This window comes from Actinosynnema sp. CS-041913 (assembly GCF_050942485.1).
GTDB lineage: Bacteria > Actinomycetota > Actinomycetes > Mycobacteriales > Pseudonocardiaceae > Actinosynnema.
Genome location: NZ_CP192037.1, coordinates 6,355,547 through 6,371,089 on the forward strand (window position 1 = coordinate 6,355,547; position 15,543 = coordinate 6,371,089).

Below are 15,543 nucleotides of genomic sequence, written 5' to 3' on the forward strand. Positions count from 1 at the left end.
CGTTTCCGGCTCGCTCAGAGTGGCGTGCCGGCGAAGCCCGCCATCTCCCGCACGGTGTCCGCGATGCGGGCGGCCAACCCGGTGTCGACGTGTCCGACCTCCGCCAGCAGGGCCTCCGTGGCGGCGGCGAACGCGCGCCGGAGTTCGGTGGTGTGCGGCGCGCGGACGAGCGTCGCGGCCATCGGCGCGGTCACGGCGGCGGGCAGGTCGTCCAGGCCACGCCCCTGCACGGCCGGCACGCCGTGCCGCAGGCACGCGAGGGCGAGCACCTGCTCGCGCAGGCCGCTGACCATGTGCTCCGCCTGCCACACCCGGCCACGCGCGATGCTCGACCGGGCGTGCAGGGCGTACAGCCAGCCCATCCCGACGAGGTGCTCGGGCTCCGGCGACCGCACCGGCCGCGGCTCGACCGCCGTGCCGAACAGCAGCCGGAACGCGGGACCGGTCGCGCCGAACTCGTCCGGCGTCCAGAAGGACACGTCCACCTGCAGGGTGTTCGCCAGCAGGAACACCCGGAAGAGCGTGCCACCGTGCCGCACGTCGAAGTGGTGCACGGCGTCGCCGTCCCGGTACAGCCGCGCGGTCCAGTCCCGGACCACCTGGTCGACGTCGGCCTCGACCGCCATCGCCAGGTCGATGTCCGACCACCGGTCCTCCCGACCGGCCGCGGCCGAGCCGACCAGCGCGGCGGCGACCACGCGGGGATCGGCCTCCGCAGCCGCGACCAGCCCGTCCCGCAACCGGTTCCGCTCGTCCGGGGTGAACACGGAGCGACAAGCTAGCAGGTTTCACGCCACGACGAGGTCCCGGCCGACGGCGGACGATTGACCGCCCGCCGGTCGGGTATTCGGCGTCCATGACCTCCAGCGACGACGCGTCGACCGACTACACGCCACCGCACGACACCGGCGCGCCGGACTCGGTCGAAACCGACCCGGTGGCCCTCAACAGCGCCGAGGACCTCGACGAGGACCGGCTGAAGCTGGACCCGCTGGAAGCGGGTATGGACCCGCCCGAGCACTGGACCGGCGCGGACAAGTACGGCATGACGCCCTACGAGCAGGCGCACGCCCGGCCCTTGGACGACCGGCTCGCCGAGGAGCAGCCCGATCCGACGGCCGCCCCGGACGTCGTCCCGGAGACCGGCGACGAGGCCGAGCGGGCGGACACCGAGGTCGCCCTCGAACCCTCGCCCGACGCTGACGAGGAGGCCCTGTCGGAGGCCGTCCACCGAGGTCAGGCGGCGGATGAGCCCGGAGGGTCGGTCGCCGCCTCCATCCGGCAGCCCGAGGACAAGCCGTGATGGCGGGTCGCGGGCCGTGACTGGATCGGAACAGTGACCTCATCGCCACCCGGAAGTTTGGCCCGTCGCCCGACCGGGTACCTGCGATGCGCGTCGAGCAGAGTCGACGCGCTCTACGGACGGTTGGCAAGGCGGCGGTTGGGGATGGACTTGGATTTCGACGACGTCATGACATGGGGCCTGCGGGGCTACGTGCAGCTCGTCACGGCGGAACTGGGGCTGAGCGGCGAGTGCTCGTACGTGCAGGGTGACCGGCCGGCGACCGCCTACCTGGCGCTCGACGGCCGCCTGCCCGGCTTCCCGGAACGCGACGTGGCCCTGCTGTGGGACGAGCGGGAGGGCTGGTCGGCGGCGGTGGAGACGCACAGTGGCGAAGACCTCATCGTGCAGGCCCACCTGCGGGGTGACGTGCTGCCGCCTCCCCGGGTGGTGGCTGACTGGGTGCGGCGGCTGTTCCGCGGCGATGGGCAGTCGGCGGTGCGGTCGGCCCGGACGGCAGGTGGCGACATCGTGAGCCGGGTGAAGGTCTACGCCTCGGCAGCGACCTCCCCCCTGTCCCAGACCGCGTGACCCAGACCGGGTGACCCAGACCACGCGAGCCCAGACCACGCGAGCCAGACCACGCGAGCCAGACCGCGTGAGCAGACCGCGTGAACGGCTGACGCGTCAGGCCATCGCGGCCGGCAGGCGCGGCACACCTGGCGAGGTGCGCCCGACCCGCGGCACGGACCCCGCCGGCTAGTTCGTCCGCCACTCCTCCTGCCAGCCGTGATGCGTGTCGTACGCACCGGCCAGCAGACGCAGCAGCGCCGCGTCCGACGTCGCCTCCACCTCGACCCGGAGCAACCGCAGCTTGTCGTCGAACGCCACCGGCGCCCGCTCCTCCCGCGCCTGCACGGGACCGGGGATGAGCAGCAGCCCCCGCCCGTCGTCGGACCGCAGGATCCGCAGTCGCCCCTGGCGCTCGGCATCGTCCAGCGCCGGCAGCTCCTCGCGCGCCAACCGCCGCTCGTCCTCGGCCAACCGGTCGAGGACGAACCGCCGCAGGTCTTCCAGTGACGTGTGGTTCGGCTCGGGTTCCATTCCGGAGGGGTATCCGGTCAGCGCCGAGCCGACACGTCGGACCGGGTCGACCGGGAAGGTGCGGCGACTTGCCGCGGGAGGCGACCGGATGAAGCGCTGGTCACCTCCTGCGGTTCAGGCGCTCCGCAGCGCGTTCGGCCCTGCAGTTCGGCGTCCGTGCTGTGGGTGGTGGCGGGCGAGGTGTCGGCGCAGCAGGTCGCGCCCGTAGTCGCCGCCGTTGGGGGTGCGCACGATGGTGTGGACGTGGAACGGTTCGGGCTGGTCGTTGTCGAGGAAGACGCCTTGGTGGCAGTCGTATTCGATCAGGACGACGGGGCTGTGGATGCGGTAGTAGAAGGCGTCATCGTCGCCGCTCCCGCCGATCCAGGCGATGTGCGTGTCGTCGAGATGCCGCTCGATGCCCTCCATGAACGCGGCGGCGGGACCGTCCGGGAGTCGCCGCGCGTAGGTCTTCACCAAGTGGAGCAGCGACTCCCGTTGCCGGTGGGAGAGTCCGCCGGCCGGTAGCCCGGCGTAGGGGATGACGCGGTTGTCCTGGGCGGCGCCACCCAGGTGCCTGCCGTTGACCGGGTCGGCAAGTTCGGCGGGCAGGTCCTGCACCCGGATCGAAGTGTGGAGAACGGCTTGACGTGCCTGTTCAGGGCGCAAACTGCGCCGCAGGTCGAGTCCGGCCGACCGCTGCTCCTCGAACAGGCGCAGGCCCTTGTGGGTACCGCGGTCGGCCTCGGTGGGCTCGGCACCGATGAAGGTCGGGGTGAGGACCATCTGCCGGCCGACGATGAAGCAGTGCACGTCGAGGTGGTGACCCCACAGTTGCCATCCCCACGGCTCCGTTGGCGAAGGGGTGCCGAACACCGCGAAGGAATAACAGTATTCGGTGAGGGTGTCGCGGTACTGGTCGATCAGCTCGCCGAGCGCGGCGTTGAGCTTCATCGCCGTCCGAGCGTCGGAGAAGCCGGTGGCGGACAGGGACGCCTCGACGATCGCGAGCGCACGCCCGCGCTGCGCGGGGTCGAGTTCGTCCAGGCGCAGGCCGTGCGGATCCCAGTTCGGGAACGCATTGATCCACATACGCCATTCGTCCGCGTCGACGGCGAAGAGGACGTCCTCGCGCTGCGCGGAAGTCAGGCAGTCGAGGAAGGCCGTCGCCGCCTTGCTCGCGGGCTCGGGATTCCAGCCGGTGTCCTGGAGGGCGAACAGATCGGGTACGACGTGCCCGTCCGTCGTAATGCCGACCAGCGGCTCCTTCGCCCTCTCCAGCACGGGCGGGAACAACTCCCGCACCACCGCCCGGAGGTCCGGGGGAAAGGCGGAGAGATCCACCCGGGCGTCCTGGATCGGCAGCCCGAGGACGGGTCCGAATCCCCGGTAGTGCGTCTTCTCGTCTTCATCATCCATGGTGGAACACGCCTTCCTTGCGCTCGGCCGCCGGTCGGTCAGGCCGCGGCGGGGCCGCGATGACAATGGCGGCGAGCGGGGTTGTCGGCCGGTTCGAGCGCCGGACAGCGAACTGGATCCCGCTGGGACCACCTCAGTGGCCGAGGTTGACCTGTGCCCTGTGGTGGTCGCCTTTCTCGATCAGGTCGACGAACCCGAGGGCGTAGTCCGCGGCGGAGATCGCGCCGCCGTCGGGCTGGACCGCGACGTCGTCGCCGAGCCGGTACCGGCCGAGTCGTTCGCCGGGCATCCGTGCGCCGAACCTGAGCGCCGGGCTGACGAAGACCCAGTCGAGTGTCGCGGGTGTGGCCGGGAGGTCCACGAGGACGAGCGCCGCCCCAGCGCGGATCTCGTCGTGCAGCTCGGCGGGGATGTGGCTGAGGTCGGTGACGAAGCGATCCGCCCCCGGCGCGGGGCGCAGCGACGAGGCACCGCCGACGACGTACAGGGGAACGCCTGCGGCATCGGCCAGGCGCGCGATGGTGCGGTAGGCGTCGCGGAAGGTGTGGGCCGACAGGCCGCCGCGCGGGGCGAGTGCGCCCACGACGACGTCCGCGCCCTCGATGGGCGCCGAGAGCGTTGCTTCGTCGGTGGCGTCGCCTTGGACATAGGTCACGTTCGGGATCGGCGCGCCGGGGAGGGAGCGGCTCAGCGCGGTGACCCGGTGACCCCGGGCAGCGGCCTCCGCGACGATGGCCGAACCGGCATAGCCGGTGCCGCCGATGACGGTAATGCGGGACACGAGGTGCCTTTCTACGCGACGGGTGGTGTTGGACGACGTGCTGCGATTACCGTATGAGAGCAACTCTCCAACGGGAAGAAGGCACCTTGTGGTAACCACTCCGGCCGAGTCGGTGCTCCGCGGCAGCCCTTACCGCGCGGACTGCCCGACCCGCCACATCCTGGATCGCATCGGCGACCGCTGGACGGTGCTGATAGTGGGCGCACTCTGGGACGGCAGCGCCCGTTTCTCGGAGTTGCGTCGACGCATCGAGGGCGTCTCGCAGAAGATGCTCACCCAGACTCTCCGCGGGCTCGAACGGGACGGGCTCGTGCGCCGCACCGTCCACCCCGAAGTTCCGGTCCGCGTCGAATACACGCTCACCGAGGCGGGCCGCACCCTGCGCGAGCCGCTGCGCGCACTGCAGGAATGGGCGATCGCGCACCTCGGCGACGTGTCAGCGGCGCAGGAGACCTACGACCAGACGAATCGACCGTCCTGACTCCACGGATCACGACTAGCAACCCTGCGATATCGGCGCTGCTTGCCGGGGCCGGTCGGAAGTGCCCGGGCCAGGACTCGAACCTGGGACCTCGACGTTCGTAGCGTCGCGCTCTGTCCACCTGAGCTACCGGGGCGCGGCGGCCGGCCGTGTTCGGCAGGACCGCCTGCTCGCCCTGGTCGCACGGATCGGCGGCGGGGGCGAGCGGTGAAAATGGTCTTCTCGTACCGGAAAAAGTCGCCCGGACCGGTTTCCCGGTGGGCGACTCCCCAAGGTCATGGCCGTGCTATGTCACGGCGGGGAGTCCGCGCAGGGTCGGAGCACTCGGATCTTCGTCACGACCGCCCCTTCCCTTCGTCGATGCGCAGATCATCGCCGCGGTGGCCGCCGGTGGTCAACCGATATTCCGGTCCGGCGGAAGTGTTCACCAGGTGTTCGCGCTTCCCCACCGCCGGACGGGGAGCGCGCTCACGATACTTCGGCGCGAGCGCCGTCGGATCGGAGTTTCCATGTCACACCAGCACGATCACGATCACGATCACGACCACGAGCCGGTGGCAGGCGGCTGGCGGGACGTGGAGGACGACCGGCCGCTGTCCGTCGCACGGCGGCGGTTCCTGGCGGGGCTGGGCGTCGCCGCGGCCGGGTCGGCGGCGTTCACCGTCCCCGCCGCCGCGCACGACCACCGGCCGACGCACCCGGTGAACCCGTGGGGGCGGCGGGACCGCTGGTACGCGGGCGACCACCACATCCACACCAAGTACTCGTCCGACGCCCAGTACGAGGTCTCCACCCAGGTCGCCAACGCCCGCAAGCACGGCCTGGACTGGCTGGTGATCACCGACCACGGCGGCGTGGCGCACGAGAAGTTCTCGGTCGACCAGGTCGCCCCGGACATCGAACGGGCGCGCGAGGAACACCGGGACACGTTGGTGTACCAGGGTTTGGAGTGGAACATCCCCGGCGCGGAGCACGCCACCGTCTTCCTCCCGCCCGGCAGGTCCACTGTGGACATCCTGAAGGCGTTCGAGGCGGCCTACGACGGCGGCATCCTCGCCACGCCCGTCGCGCAGGGCGGCAAGGGGCTGATCGCCAGGGCGACGTCCGCCGACGGTGAGCCGTACGCGCTGGCCGCGTTGCGCTACCTGGAGGCACAGGTCCTCTCCGGCCGCACGGAGATCGCGCTGATGTTCGCCAACCACCCCGCACGCCGGGGCGTGGACAGCCCGCACGAGCTGCGGGGCTGGCGGGACGCCGCGCCCGGGGTCGCGGTCGGCATGGAAGGCGCGCCGGGTCACCAGGCGGCGGGCATCCCCGCGGCCCGAGGCGGCCGGGGCGGGGCGCGCGGCTACTACGAGGGCGCACCCAACCAGGACAGCTTCCCGGGCTACCAGCCGACCGCGCTGGAGAACCCGTACCGCACCTACGGCGGTTTCGACTGGATGACCGCGAAGGTCGGCGGCCTGTGGGACGCGCTGCTCGCCGAGGGCCGGCCGTGGTGGGTCACGGCGACCTCGGACAGCCACCAGGTGCACGGCGACACCTTCATCCCCGGCACCCGGGACCACGCCACCACCGGCAGCCGGGGCGCGCCCGTGGACACCGGCAAGCCGCAGGTCTACGGCGACTACTGGCCCGGCTACTACAGCGCCACGCTGGTCGGCGCGCCGTCGAAGTCCTATGTGGACGTGATGCGCGGCCTCCGGAGCGGCAAGGTGGTCGCGGTGCACGGCGGGCTCATCGACGGCCTGGACCTGCGGGTCAGGTCGGACGCCGACAGCCGCGGCGTGACGATCGGCGGGCGGACGTTCGTCGAGCGCGGCGGCGCGGTCGAGGTCGTCGTCGAGGTCCGGTTGGCGCGGCGGCCGAACTTCCACGGCGCGATCCCCCGGCTCGCGAAGGTGGACCTGATCGGCGGGCCGATCACCGGGCCGGCGGCCGACCGGGACGCGCTGTCCGCGCCGGGGACCACGGTGCTCAAGACGTTCGAGGTGGCCCGCACCGCACGCGGGACGGTCAAGTTCACCCACACGTTCCGCGACGTCGACCGCTCGTTCTACCTGCGGCTGCGCGGCAGTGACGGCAACCGGCTCACCTCGGACGGCGGCCCGGTCATGGACGTGGTCGGTGACGCGGACCCGTGGTCGGACCTGTGGTGCTACGCCAACCCGGTGTTCGTCGACGTCGTCTGACCGGTGGCCGGGCGCTGTGCCCGCCCCATCAGCCGGGCACAGCGCCGCCCGTCCCGGTCACCACAGCAGGAACACCACCAGTGCGACCAGGACCAGCACGACGACGCCCCGCCACATCCGGTACCCGTAGCCGGTGAGCGCCCGCATCAGCAGGCTCCACGCCGTCACCACCGGCCCCGCCCACCCGGCGGCACGGGCCCGTTCGACGTACCGCAGCCGCTGCTTCTCCACCAGCACGGTGTCCGCGTCCACCTCCTGCCCGTCGGACCGCAGCACGGCCGCCAGCCGGTCGTACGCGTCGGGCGTGAACCGCCGGGTCGCCCGCCGTAGCTGCGCGAGCCGCCGCCGCACGGCCGGCCGGTCGTCCAGGCGCGGCTCCAGCCGCAGGTAGTCGAACCCGGCCAGCTCGACCCCGCCGCCCGCGTCCCACAGGAACCTGTTGTCCTGCAACGAAGCGCACCGCGCGTACTGGAGGTCGACCCGGCCCGGCGGCGCGTCCTCCACGGCCAGCCGCAGCTCCCCGGTCACCAGCCGGCACGCGGCCAGCGCCACGGTCCGCGCCCCGAGGTGCGCGCCACGCAGGTCCACCCGCCCGCGCACGGTCGCGCCGGACAGGTCGACGGTGCCCTCGGCGGCCATGTCGGACAGCACCAGCTCGTCGCCGACCCGCACGTCCCGCAGGTCGAGGGCCACGCCGCCGGGGTCGTGCAGCGCCGCGCCGGACAGGTCGACCCGGCCTCCGACGTCCATGCCGGGCAGCAGCACGCCGCTGTCGCTGCGGGCCTGCGTCAGGTCGACGTCCCCGGTGATCCGGGCCCGCGCGCCGGACATCCCGCGCAGCTCCACCCGGGACGCCCGCAGGTCGCCGCCGATCCGCGCGTCCACCAGCCGCACGCCGGACTTGACCAGCGCGAACGCCAGGTGCACGTGCCCGGCGACGCGCGCCCGGTCCAGCGTGACCAGGTCCTCGTCCACCTCGACCGCGCCGAGCACCAGCGAGCCGCCGACGCTCGCGCCCACCAGGCACAGCGACCGCAGCCGCGCCTCGGTCAGGTCCACGTCGCCGGTCAGCCGCGCCCGGTCGGCGACCAGGTCCGCCAGCCGGGCCTGGCGCAGCGACACCGCGCCGCCGATCCGCGCGTCGGCCAGCACCACGGCCCCGGTCGCGGTGACGCCGATGCGCACGTCGTCCTCGCCGAGCACCCCGCCGCCGACCCGCATCCCGCGCCCGTCCAGCGCGACGCCGTCCGCGCCGTCGAGCACCGCGCCTGCCAGGTGCAGGTCGCCGCCGACCGCCAGCCGGTGGGCCCGCAGCATCGCGATCCTGCTGTCCCGCAACGAGACCTCGCCGCCGACCACCGCGTCGCCCAGCTCCACCGCGCCGTGCACGGACGAGCCGGCCAGCACGAGGTCGCCGCGGCACCGCATCCGCCGCGCGTCGAGGCCCGGCAACTCGCAGTCCTCGAACTCCAGCCGGCGCACGGCCGCCTCGCGCAGCACCGGCGGCCGGTCGAACCGGCAGCGCGTGAACCGCAGGGCGCGCGGCGGCCCGTCGGGCAGTTCGAGCACCCCGGTGACACGGGCGTCGACCACCTCGACGTCCTCACCCACGAGCTCCGCGGCCGGGATCTCCCCGGACGTCATCCCCATCCCCCTATCGCCCCGCGCCGGCGGCACCGGGGTGTGGGCGATGCTAACGGTGCATAGTCGCCTTTACCTCCGCCCCGATGCGGAACACCGCCGGCGGCGGACGTGGCCGAGCTGATATCCGGTCCGCCCGGTACTCTGTGATACCGTGTAGCAGTAGTCGGTACCACCGAGTACCGGGATCGAAGAGGACTCACGATGGACGACCTGACGGAGATGCTGAAGGGCACGCTTGAGGGCTGCGTGCTGGAGATCATCGGCAGCGAGGAGACCTACGGGTACGCCATCACGCGTCGGCTGAACGAACTCGGCTTCGCCGACGTCGTCGAGGGGACGGTGTACACCATCCTGCTGCGACTGGAGAAGAACGGCCTGGTCCAGGTGACGAAACGACCGTCGGGGCTGGGCCCGCCGCGCAAGTTCTACGCGCTCAACGACGCGGGGCGGGAAAAGCTCGCCACGTTCTGGGCCAAGTGGGAGTACATCACCTCACGGATCGACCAACTCAAGGAGGGCGGGAGATGAACTTCTGGGAGACCGTCACCGGCAGCGACCTCACCAGGGAGTGGAAGGCGTTCGAAACCCGGGCCGAGGCGTTGCCGGCCGACCACCGGGCGGCGTGGGAGGAGATCAAGGGACATCTCCTGCCCTACGGGGACTTCACCGGCCGGAACCTGATGCCGATCCTCGACGGCGCGCTGGGGCTGCTCGAAGAGACGGCTGGCGACGGGCAGGGCGTCCACGAGGTGCTGGGTGACGACATCGGTGGCTTCTGCGCGGCGCTGGCCGGCGGAGCGGGGGCCCGGAACTACCGCGACCGGTGGCGCGAGCAGTTGAACAGGAACGTCGCGAGGAAACTGGACAAGCTGGGAGGCTGACGTGGGCATCCAGGACATCATCGAGGGCAAGAAGCAGTGGCGGGCGCACCTGGCGCGGGTCAAGGCCCTCCCGCCGGACTACCGGATCGTCTACCAGGAGATGCAGAGGTACCTCTTCAAGGTGGGGCCGATCGACCTGCCTGACGGGCCCCTGCTGCCGGGAATCGTCGACTTCTTCGAAGAGGGCGTCGCGGCCGGCAAGGGAGTCCTGGAACTCATCGGCGACGACGTCGCCGCCTTCTGCGACGAGCTGATCAAGGACTCGCGCACCTACGCGGACGTCTACCAGGAGTCCATCGGCGGGAAACCGGGCACGGCCGGGAAGTGACACCGCCGGACCCGGACACCGGCCGCGGTCACGGTTCGAGGGTGTGCGAGCGTTCGAGCAGGCGGAGCATCGCCCGGTGGAACTCGGCCCGCTGCCGTGCGGTCCACTGCGCGGTGAGGTGGTCGAACACCGCCTCCTGCCACCGGTGGGCGTCCCGGAGCAGGTCCAGGCCCGCGGCGGTGACCGACACCTCCCGGCGGCGGGCATCCGCGGCCGAGGGCCTCATCTCCAGGTAGCCGGCGCCGACGGCGTCCTTGACGAGGCGGGACGCGCCGCTCTGGTCGATGCCGATCTCCCGCGCCACGGCGTTGACCGTGGCGACTCCCCGACCGCCGAGGGACCGCACGGCTTCCGTGACCAGGACCAGGCGGCCCCGCTGCGCGGCCGGTCCGTCGCCGGGCGCGTTCCACCGGCGCGACCAGTGCCGGACGAACTCGAAGAGGACCTGTCCGGGGCCGGTCGCGGGTGGCGGTGAGGCTTCGTCGTCCACGCCGCTCACCCGGTCTCGGCCAGCGCATGGCAGAGGTGGGCGAGTTCCAGGGCAGCCCGGAGGTCCGGCATCCGCAGCGCCGCCGACACCCGGTGCCCGGTCGACCGGAAGACCGTGGCCACCCGGGTCGGCCCGGTGCTCTCCGGCCAGGTCGCGTCCTGCTCGACGACCATGAAGCGGTCGCCGACCGGGTGCCACGACCGGGGCGCGAGCTTGATTCCCGACCGCGCCACCCAGTCGGCGAAGTCGGCGGGGCCGATCGGGCCCGCGCCCTTGGGGCCCAGCACCACGACCGGATCGCTGACCGCGGCCTCGGCGTCGGCCGGGTCGCCGCCGTTCACGGCCGCGTGCCACCGGTCGACGGCTGTTTCGAGAGGAGGTGCCATTCCGCCATCGTATGCGAATCGCATATACCTCGCCACCGGTCAGCCCGCGCCGCGACCGATGTCGACCACACCCTCCGCACCCAGCCGGTCGCGCACGGCACGCGCGGTGCGGAGCGCGGCGGCGGGATCGCCGCTCTGCGGCGCGTCGAGGAATGCCGTGCCGCGCAACGGGTGCGCCGCCGGCCGCGGGTACAGCCACGCGTGGAAGTGCGGCACCCGGTCGCGGGTGGAGACCAGGTGCACCCGTTCGGCGTCGGTGACCGCGCGCAACGCCGCGTCCAGGCGGTGCAGCAGGATGCCGAACGTGGCCGCCTCGGCGGAAGTCATCTCGGCGAAGTCGGTGAAGTGCCTGCGCGACGTGACGCGCAACCCGCCGGCCATGGTGGTCGCGGCCGGCCCCTGGTTGACCAGCCAGTGCTCGTCGGCGTGCACCCAGCCGACCTGGTCCGGTTCGGCGAGGTCGCAGTAAGGGCAGGTCATGGCTGTTCACTACCTCCACGTCAGGGGATTGCACCCGGTCAGAGCAGGGCGATGAGGGCGCCCGCCGCGCCCGCCGCCAGCAACGCGGTGACCACGCCACGGCGCAGCACGAGCAGCCAGACCACGGCGGCGCCGAGCACGACGAACTGCCAGGCCGTGTGCAGCGACGCGGCCAGCGGCAGGGTCGAGCCCGCGATCGCGCCGATCGCCGCCGCGCCCGCGCCGGTCAGGAACGCCTGCGCCGTCCGGTTGTGCCGCAGCTTTTCCAGGCGGGGCCCGCCGAGGATGACGAACGCGAACGACGGCGCGAACGCGACCACGGCGGCGAGCAGCCCGCCGACCAGCCCGGCCGCCGCGAACCCGACGACGGCCACGGTCTGCACGACCGGTCCGGGCGTGATCTGGCCGAGGGCCACCGCGTTGAGGAACTGGGCGTCCGTCATCCACCGGTACGTGTGCACGGCGTCCTGCCGCATCATCGGGATGATCACGAACCCGCCGCCGTAGGACAGCGCGCCGACCTTCGCCGCGACCCACGCCACCGCGAGCAGTCCCCCGCTCGCGGCGGGCAGCGCCAGCACCACCGGCCACGACGTCCGCTTGCCCGACGGCGCGTTGACGGTGATCTCCACGATCCCGGCGGCGACCAGCACGAGCACCAGCCACGGCCCGGTGAGCGCCGCCGCCACCGCGCCCGCCACGAGGTACGCGACCCACCGCGCCCGGGCCGCCCGCGCGTCGCCGACCCGGCGCCAACTCGCCGGGATCAGCCCCCACGCGGCGTGCAGGGCCACGGCGGGCACGGCGGCTCCCGCGCCCGCCGCCGCGCCGAGCACCCACGCCGGCGGGTCGGCGGCCAGGAACAGCGCGGCCAGCGCCAGGATCAGCACCAGGCCGGGCACGATGAAGCAGAACCCGCCGACCAGCGCGCCCGCCGTGCCGCGCAGCCGCCACGCGCACAGGATCGCGAGCTGGGTCGACGCCGGGCCGGGCAGCAGGTTGGTGGCCGCGATCCCGTCCTCGAACTCGGCTTCGCCGAGCCACTTCCGCCGCGTCACGCACAGGTCGCGGAGCAGCGAGATGTGCGCGGGCGGGCCGCCGAAGCCGATGCAGCCGATCCGGCCCCACTCGCGGGCGATGACGCCCAGCCCCACCCGGGTCACGCCGCGCCCGCGATCGCAACCAGGCGGTCGACGCGCCCGGCGAGCTGCGCCAGGACGTCTTCGAACACCTCGTCGGTGTCGACGGCGCCGGGATCGGGCACCGACCAGTGCACCCGCCGGTCGTCCGGGCCCAGCTCCTCGTAGGCGTTGTCGCACACCGCCACCACGAGGTCGTCGGGCCGCACCACGTCGCCGATGTGCGCGGTGTGGTCGCGTTCGAGGCGCAGGCCGTGCCGGCGGGCCGTGCTGATCGCGCGCGGGTTGATCCGCGGTCCGGGGTGGGTGCCGGCGGAGGTGACCGGGATGTCGCTGCGCCGGCTCCACACGGCGGCGGCCAGCGGCGAGCGCGCGGCGTTGCGGGTGCAGACGAACACCACGCGCGGCGCGGTCACCGAGGGCGCGTGCCACATCCCGTCCAGGGCGTCGGGCAGCAGGCGCACGTAGGCGCGCCGTCCGTCGGCGTGCGACCGGGTGCGCGCGACCAGGTCGACCTCCCGCAGCACGCGGAGGTGGTGGGCCAGCAGGTTCGACGTGAGGGCGAAGGTGCGGGCGAGTTCGCCGGGTGACCGGTCGCCGACCGACAGCAGCTCGACGATGCCGAGGCGGACCGGGTCGGACAGCGCGTGGTGCAGGGCCGCCCGGGTGCGGAGATTGGCGTCAATGTCCATTGAGGCAATCCTCACTGAGGTGGTTCGCTCAAGTCAACGGCCGCCCACACCCCCGACCCCAGGAGGCCACCGGGCCGCACCACCCCCCACGCCACCCCCAGCACCGCACGCCGCACCGGCCCGCCGCCCCGGCCGACGCGGCGGGCGAACGCGTCCCCCCGTCGCAGGACGATTTCTCGGGCGAACCGGCGCGATTCAGCGCGGCCATTTTCAAGTTAGCTGTGCTTTGTATGTGATTCAGATCACAATGCGAATTGGTGCATTCCGGCGATTCCCCGACCGGCAGGTTTCCGTACGTTCAGCCCGGTCAGCACCATCACCCCTCGGCGAATGGGGGAACTGTGACCGATCAGATTATCGGGACCACTACCGGCGGCACGCTTCGGGAGAAGTGGGCGCAGACCCCGGTGGTCACCAAGCTCTACTGGCTGCTGCGCATCGGCGTGGCGATCGAATACCTCGGCCACGGCTGGGCCGGCCTCAGCCGGTCCCGCGCGTGGCTGCCCTACTACGACCTGTTCGGCATCTCCGCGGACGCCGCCGTGGACTACATGATGTACCTCACCGGCGCGGTCGACATCACGGTCGGCCTGATCGTCCTGTTCTGGCCGGCCCGGATAGTGTTGTTGCACGCCACCGTGTGGGGCGTGTTCACCGCGCTGCTCCGGCCGATCGTCGGCGAGGGCTGGTGGGAGTTCCTGGAGCGCGGCGGCAACTACGGGATGCCGCTCGCGCTGCTCATCCTGGTCGGCTTCGGCGGCTGGTCGGTGCGCGGCTGGCTGAGCAAGGGCGAACTGCCCGCCGCGGTGTCCGACCGGGCGCACGTCGGCGTCCACTGGGCGGCGCGCGGCGGTCTCGCCCTGCTGCTGATCGGGCACGGCGGATTCGGCGCGTTCGAGCAGAAGGCCTATTGGTACAAGTTCTTCGAGTTCTTCGGCGTCGATCGCGCCGGGGTGGATTCGGCGAACCTGATGGTGGTCTTCGGCACGTTCGAGATCCTGCTCGGACTGGCCGTGCTGATACGTCCGGCCAAGCCGCTGCTGTGGTTCGTGCTCGGGTGGAAACTCGCCACCGAATTGCTCCGGCCGCTGGTCGGCCAGGAATGGTTCCAATTCGTCGAGCGGGACGGCGACTACGTGCTGCCGCTCGTGCTGATCATCGGCGCGGCCACCTACGCGGCGGCCCGCGACCGGCTCCGGTCCCGCGTCTGAGAGGACAACCGTGCTGCACCGCCTAACCCTGCTCATCGCCGCGCTGCTCGTCGCGATCCCGGTCACCGCCGTGGCCGCGACGGGACAGCCGGTGGTCGTCGACACCGTCGCCGTGGGCCTGAACCCGCGCCTGGGGACCTTCACCCCCGACTACCGCTTCGCCTACGTGTCCAACGCGGGCTCGAACACGGTGTCCGTGCTCGACGCCCGCCGCCGCGCCGTGGTGGCGACCATCCCGGTCGGCACGTTCCCCTACGGCGTGTCGTTCGACCGGCACGGCCGGTTCGCCTACGTCGCCAACCGCGACTCCGACGACGTGTCGGTCATCGACACCGAGGACCGGAAGGTGGTGAAGACCATCCCGGTGGGCGACGCGCCCCGGCTGTCCGCCACGTCACCGGACGGCCGCGAGATCTGGCTCAGCTCCACCGGCTCCAACGCCGTCACCGTGATCGGCACCCGGAGCCAGTCGGTGATCGCCACCATCCCGGTCGGCACCGCGCCGCGCGGCATCTCGTTCGCCGCCGGCGGCAGGCGGGCCTACGTCGCGAACTCCGACTCGGACACCGTCTCGGTGGTCGACACGGAGACCAGGAAGGTCACGGCGACCATCCCGGTCGGCGATGAGCCGCGCGGCATCCTGGTCACCCCGGACAACCGCACGGTCTACGTCACCAACACCATCGGCGGCACCGTCTCGGTCATCGACGCCCGCCGCAACGCGGTCACCGCGACCATCACCGTGGGGAAGAACCCGCGAGGGCTCGCGCTGCACGCCGGCGACCGGATCCTCTACGTGACGAACTCAGGCTCCGGCACGCTCAACACCGTCGACACCCGCACGAACAAGATCGTCGGCGAGGTGAAGCTGGGCGAGGACCCGCGCTACACCGCGTCGGGACCGGGCAAGCGCTACATCATGGTCGCCAACACCGGGTCGGCCAGCGTCTCGTTCGTCACCCTGGACTGCTGAACGGACAGAGGTGGGGCGCCCGCCGCGCCCCACCTCCACCAGACCGGTCCCACCCGCCGTCAGCCTCGCCGCCCGGGGTGG

At 72.3% G+C, this 15,543-nt stretch carries 19 protein-coding genes and 1 tRNA gene; 9 read left to right on the forward strand and 11 right to left on the reverse strand.

From position 1 onward, the window contains the following. Positions 1 to 14: 14 nt before the first annotated feature. Positions 15 to 767 carry a nucleotidyltransferase domain-containing protein gene (locus ACQPZF_RS28275; protein ID WP_433261981.1) on the reverse strand — a complete coding sequence of 251 codons (753 nt, stop codon included), beginning with the start codon at positions 765 to 767 and terminating at the stop codon, positions 15 to 17. 89 nt (positions 768 to 856) lie between these two features. On the opposite strand from ACQPZF_RS28275, the gene ACQPZF_RS28280 reads away from it, so the two are divergent. Then, positions 857 to 1,303, forward strand: a complete 447-nt coding sequence (locus ACQPZF_RS28280) for a hypothetical protein (protein WP_433261983.1) — start codon at positions 857 to 859, stop codon at positions 1,301 to 1,303. Positions 1,304 to 1,447: 144 nt separating this feature from the next. After that, complete coding sequence (locus tag ACQPZF_RS28285; RefSeq protein ID WP_433261985.1) at positions 1,448 to 1,873, forward strand: DUF6292 family protein; 426 nt, start codon at positions 1,448 to 1,450, stop codon at positions 1,871 to 1,873. Between the two features lie 168 nt (positions 1,874 to 2,041). Here ACQPZF_RS28285 and ACQPZF_RS28290 read toward each other — a convergent pair whose 3' ends face one another. From ACQPZF_RS28290 to ACQPZF_RS28300, 3 genes are all read right to left on the reverse strand, one after another. Further along, positions 2,042 to 2,386 carry a hypothetical protein gene (locus ACQPZF_RS28290; protein WP_433261987.1) on the reverse strand — a complete coding sequence of 115 codons (345 nt, stop codon included), beginning with the start codon at positions 2,384 to 2,386 and terminating at the stop codon, positions 2,042 to 2,044. Positions 2,387 to 2,500: 114 nt separating this feature from the next. Beyond that, entirely contained in the window at positions 2,501 to 3,784 is a 1,284-nt protein-coding gene (locus ACQPZF_RS28295; protein ID WP_433261989.1) for a DUF3500 domain-containing protein, read from the reverse strand. 133 nt (positions 3,785 to 3,917) lie between these two features. Further along, a complete protein-coding gene (locus ACQPZF_RS28300; protein ID WP_433261992.1) occupies positions 3,918 to 4,565 on the reverse strand; it encodes an NAD(P)-dependent oxidoreductase in 648 nt (215 codons plus the stop codon). 88 nt (positions 4,566 to 4,653) lie between these two features. Between ACQPZF_RS28300 and ACQPZF_RS28305 the strand changes: the two genes are divergently transcribed. Further along, entirely contained in the window at positions 4,654 to 5,046 is a 393-nt protein-coding gene (locus ACQPZF_RS28305) for a winged helix-turn-helix transcriptional regulator (RefSeq protein WP_433261994.1), read from the forward strand. Positions 5,047 to 5,108: 62 nt separating this feature from the next. Here ACQPZF_RS28305 and ACQPZF_RS28310 read toward each other — a convergent pair. After that, positions 5,109 to 5,182 (reverse strand) — tRNA-Arg (locus tag ACQPZF_RS28310). A gap of 373 nt (positions 5,183 to 5,555) precedes the next feature. Between ACQPZF_RS28310 and ACQPZF_RS28315 the strand changes: the two genes are divergently transcribed. Beyond that, positions 5,556 to 7,238, forward strand: coding sequence for a PHP domain-containing protein (locus ACQPZF_RS28315; RefSeq protein WP_433261996.1), 1,683 nt, complete (start codon positions 5,556 to 5,558; stop codon positions 7,236 to 7,238). A 57-nt stretch (positions 7,239 to 7,295) separates the two neighbouring features. Here the strand turns inward: ACQPZF_RS28315 and ACQPZF_RS28320 are convergent, their stop codons facing one another. Next, the gene (locus ACQPZF_RS28320) at positions 7,296 to 8,882 is read right to left on the reverse strand and encodes a hypothetical protein (RefSeq protein ID WP_433261998.1); all 1,587 of its coding nucleotides are present in this window, start codon (positions 8,880 to 8,882) and stop codon (positions 7,296 to 7,298) included. Positions 8,883 to 9,083: 201 nt separating this feature from the next. Between ACQPZF_RS28320 and ACQPZF_RS28325 the strand changes: the two genes are divergently transcribed. From ACQPZF_RS28325 to ACQPZF_RS28335, 3 genes are read left to right on the forward strand one after another with little or no spacing between them, the layout of a single operon-like run. Further along, entirely contained in the window at positions 9,084 to 9,410 is a 327-nt protein-coding gene (locus ACQPZF_RS28325; RefSeq protein ID WP_433262000.1) for a PadR family transcriptional regulator, read from the forward strand. Continuing rightward, entirely contained in the window at positions 9,407 to 9,763 is a 357-nt protein-coding gene (locus ACQPZF_RS28330; protein WP_433262002.1) for a DUF1048 domain-containing protein, read from the forward strand. The genes ACQPZF_RS28325 and ACQPZF_RS28330 overlap by 4 nt, the downstream gene beginning before the upstream one ends. Before the next feature lies 1 nt (position 9,764). Beyond that, positions 9,765 to 10,091: a DUF1048 domain-containing protein gene (locus tag ACQPZF_RS28335; protein ID WP_433262004.1), complete on the forward strand. Its 327-nt coding sequence runs from the start codon at positions 9,765 to 9,767 to the stop codon at positions 10,089 to 10,091. Positions 10,092 to 10,119: 28 nt separating this feature from the next. Here ACQPZF_RS28335 and ACQPZF_RS28340 read toward each other — a convergent pair whose 3' ends face one another. Genes ACQPZF_RS28340 through ACQPZF_RS28360 form a run of 5 tightly spaced genes read right to left on the reverse strand, consistent with a single transcriptional unit; the run spans position 10,120 to position 13,278 of the window. Continuing rightward, entirely contained in the window at positions 10,120 to 10,581 is a 462-nt protein-coding gene (locus ACQPZF_RS28340) for a MarR family winged helix-turn-helix transcriptional regulator (RefSeq protein WP_433262006.1), read from the reverse strand. Positions 10,582 to 10,586: 5 nt separating this feature from the next. Further along, complete coding sequence (locus ACQPZF_RS28345) at positions 10,587 to 10,967, reverse strand: hypothetical protein (RefSeq protein ID WP_433262008.1); 381 nt, start codon at positions 10,965 to 10,967, stop codon at positions 10,587 to 10,589. 39 nt (positions 10,968 to 11,006) lie between these two features. Then, positions 11,007 to 11,447 (reverse strand): HIT family protein, encoded by a 441-nt coding sequence (locus tag ACQPZF_RS28350; RefSeq protein WP_433262010.1) that lies wholly within the window; start codon positions 11,445 to 11,447, stop codon positions 11,007 to 11,009. Positions 11,448 to 11,485: 38 nt separating this feature from the next. Further along, entirely contained in the window at positions 11,486 to 12,610 is a 1,125-nt protein-coding gene (gene chrA, locus ACQPZF_RS28355) for a chromate efflux transporter (RefSeq protein WP_433262012.1), read from the reverse strand. Then, positions 12,607 to 13,278 (reverse strand): helix-turn-helix domain-containing protein, encoded by a 672-nt coding sequence (locus ACQPZF_RS28360; protein WP_433262014.1) that lies wholly within the window; start codon positions 13,276 to 13,278, stop codon positions 12,607 to 12,609. The genes chrA and ACQPZF_RS28360 overlap by 4 nt, the downstream gene beginning before the upstream one ends. Before the next feature lie 341 nt (positions 13,279 to 13,619). Here ACQPZF_RS28360 and ACQPZF_RS28365 point away from each other — a divergent pair, with 341 nt between their 5' ends. Both ACQPZF_RS28365 and ACQPZF_RS28370 read left to right on the forward strand, forming a co-directional pair. Beyond that, entirely contained in the window at positions 13,620 to 14,489 is an 870-nt protein-coding gene (locus ACQPZF_RS28365; RefSeq protein ID WP_433262016.1) for a hypothetical protein, read from the forward strand. 10 nt (positions 14,490 to 14,499) lie between these two features. Beyond that, positions 14,500 to 15,462, forward strand: coding sequence for a beta-propeller fold lactonase family protein (locus ACQPZF_RS28370; RefSeq protein WP_433262018.1), 963 nt, complete (start codon positions 14,500 to 14,502; stop codon positions 15,460 to 15,462). The last annotated feature ends 81 nt before the right edge of the window (positions 15,463 to 15,543 follow it).

Bases quoted from the DNA above. Each gene is read 5' to 3' on its own strand.
- ACQPZF_RS28280 (WP_433261983.1), top strand. From the start codon at position 857: ATGACCTCCAGCGACGACGCGTCGACCGACTACACGCCACCGCACGAC.
- ACQPZF_RS28285 (WP_433261985.1), top strand. From the start codon at position 1,448: ATGGACTTGGATTTCGACGACGTCATGACATGGGGCCTGCGGGGCTAC.
- ACQPZF_RS28290 (WP_433261987.1), bottom strand. From the start codon at position 2,386: ATGGAACCCGAGCCGAACCACACGTCACTGGAAGACCTGCGGCGGTTC.
- ACQPZF_RS28295 (WP_433261989.1), bottom strand. From the start codon at position 3,784: ATGGATGATGAAGACGAGAAGACGCACTACCGGGGATTCGGACCCGTC.
- ACQPZF_RS28315 (WP_433261996.1), top strand. From the start codon at position 5,556: ATGTCACACCAGCACGATCACGATCACGATCACGACCACGAGCCGGTG.
- ACQPZF_RS28320 (WP_433261998.1), bottom strand. From the start codon at position 8,882: ATGACGTCCGGGGAGATCCCGGCCGCGGAGCTCGTGGGTGAGGACGTC.
- ACQPZF_RS28325 (WP_433262000.1), top strand. From the start codon at position 9,084: ATGGACGACCTGACGGAGATGCTGAAGGGCACGCTTGAGGGCTGCGTG.
- ACQPZF_RS28330 (WP_433262002.1), top strand. From the start codon at position 9,407: ATGAACTTCTGGGAGACCGTCACCGGCAGCGACCTCACCAGGGAGTGG.
- ACQPZF_RS28345 (WP_433262008.1), bottom strand. From the start codon at position 10,967: ATGGCACCTCCTCTCGAAACAGCCGTCGACCGGTGGCACGCGGCCGTG.
- ACQPZF_RS28350 (WP_433262010.1), bottom strand. From the start codon at position 11,447: ATGACCTGCCCTTACTGCGACCTCGCCGAACCGGACCAGGTCGGCTGG.
- ACQPZF_RS28360 (WP_433262014.1), bottom strand. From the start codon at position 13,278: ATGGACATTGACGCCAATCTCCGCACCCGGGCGGCCCTGCACCACGCG.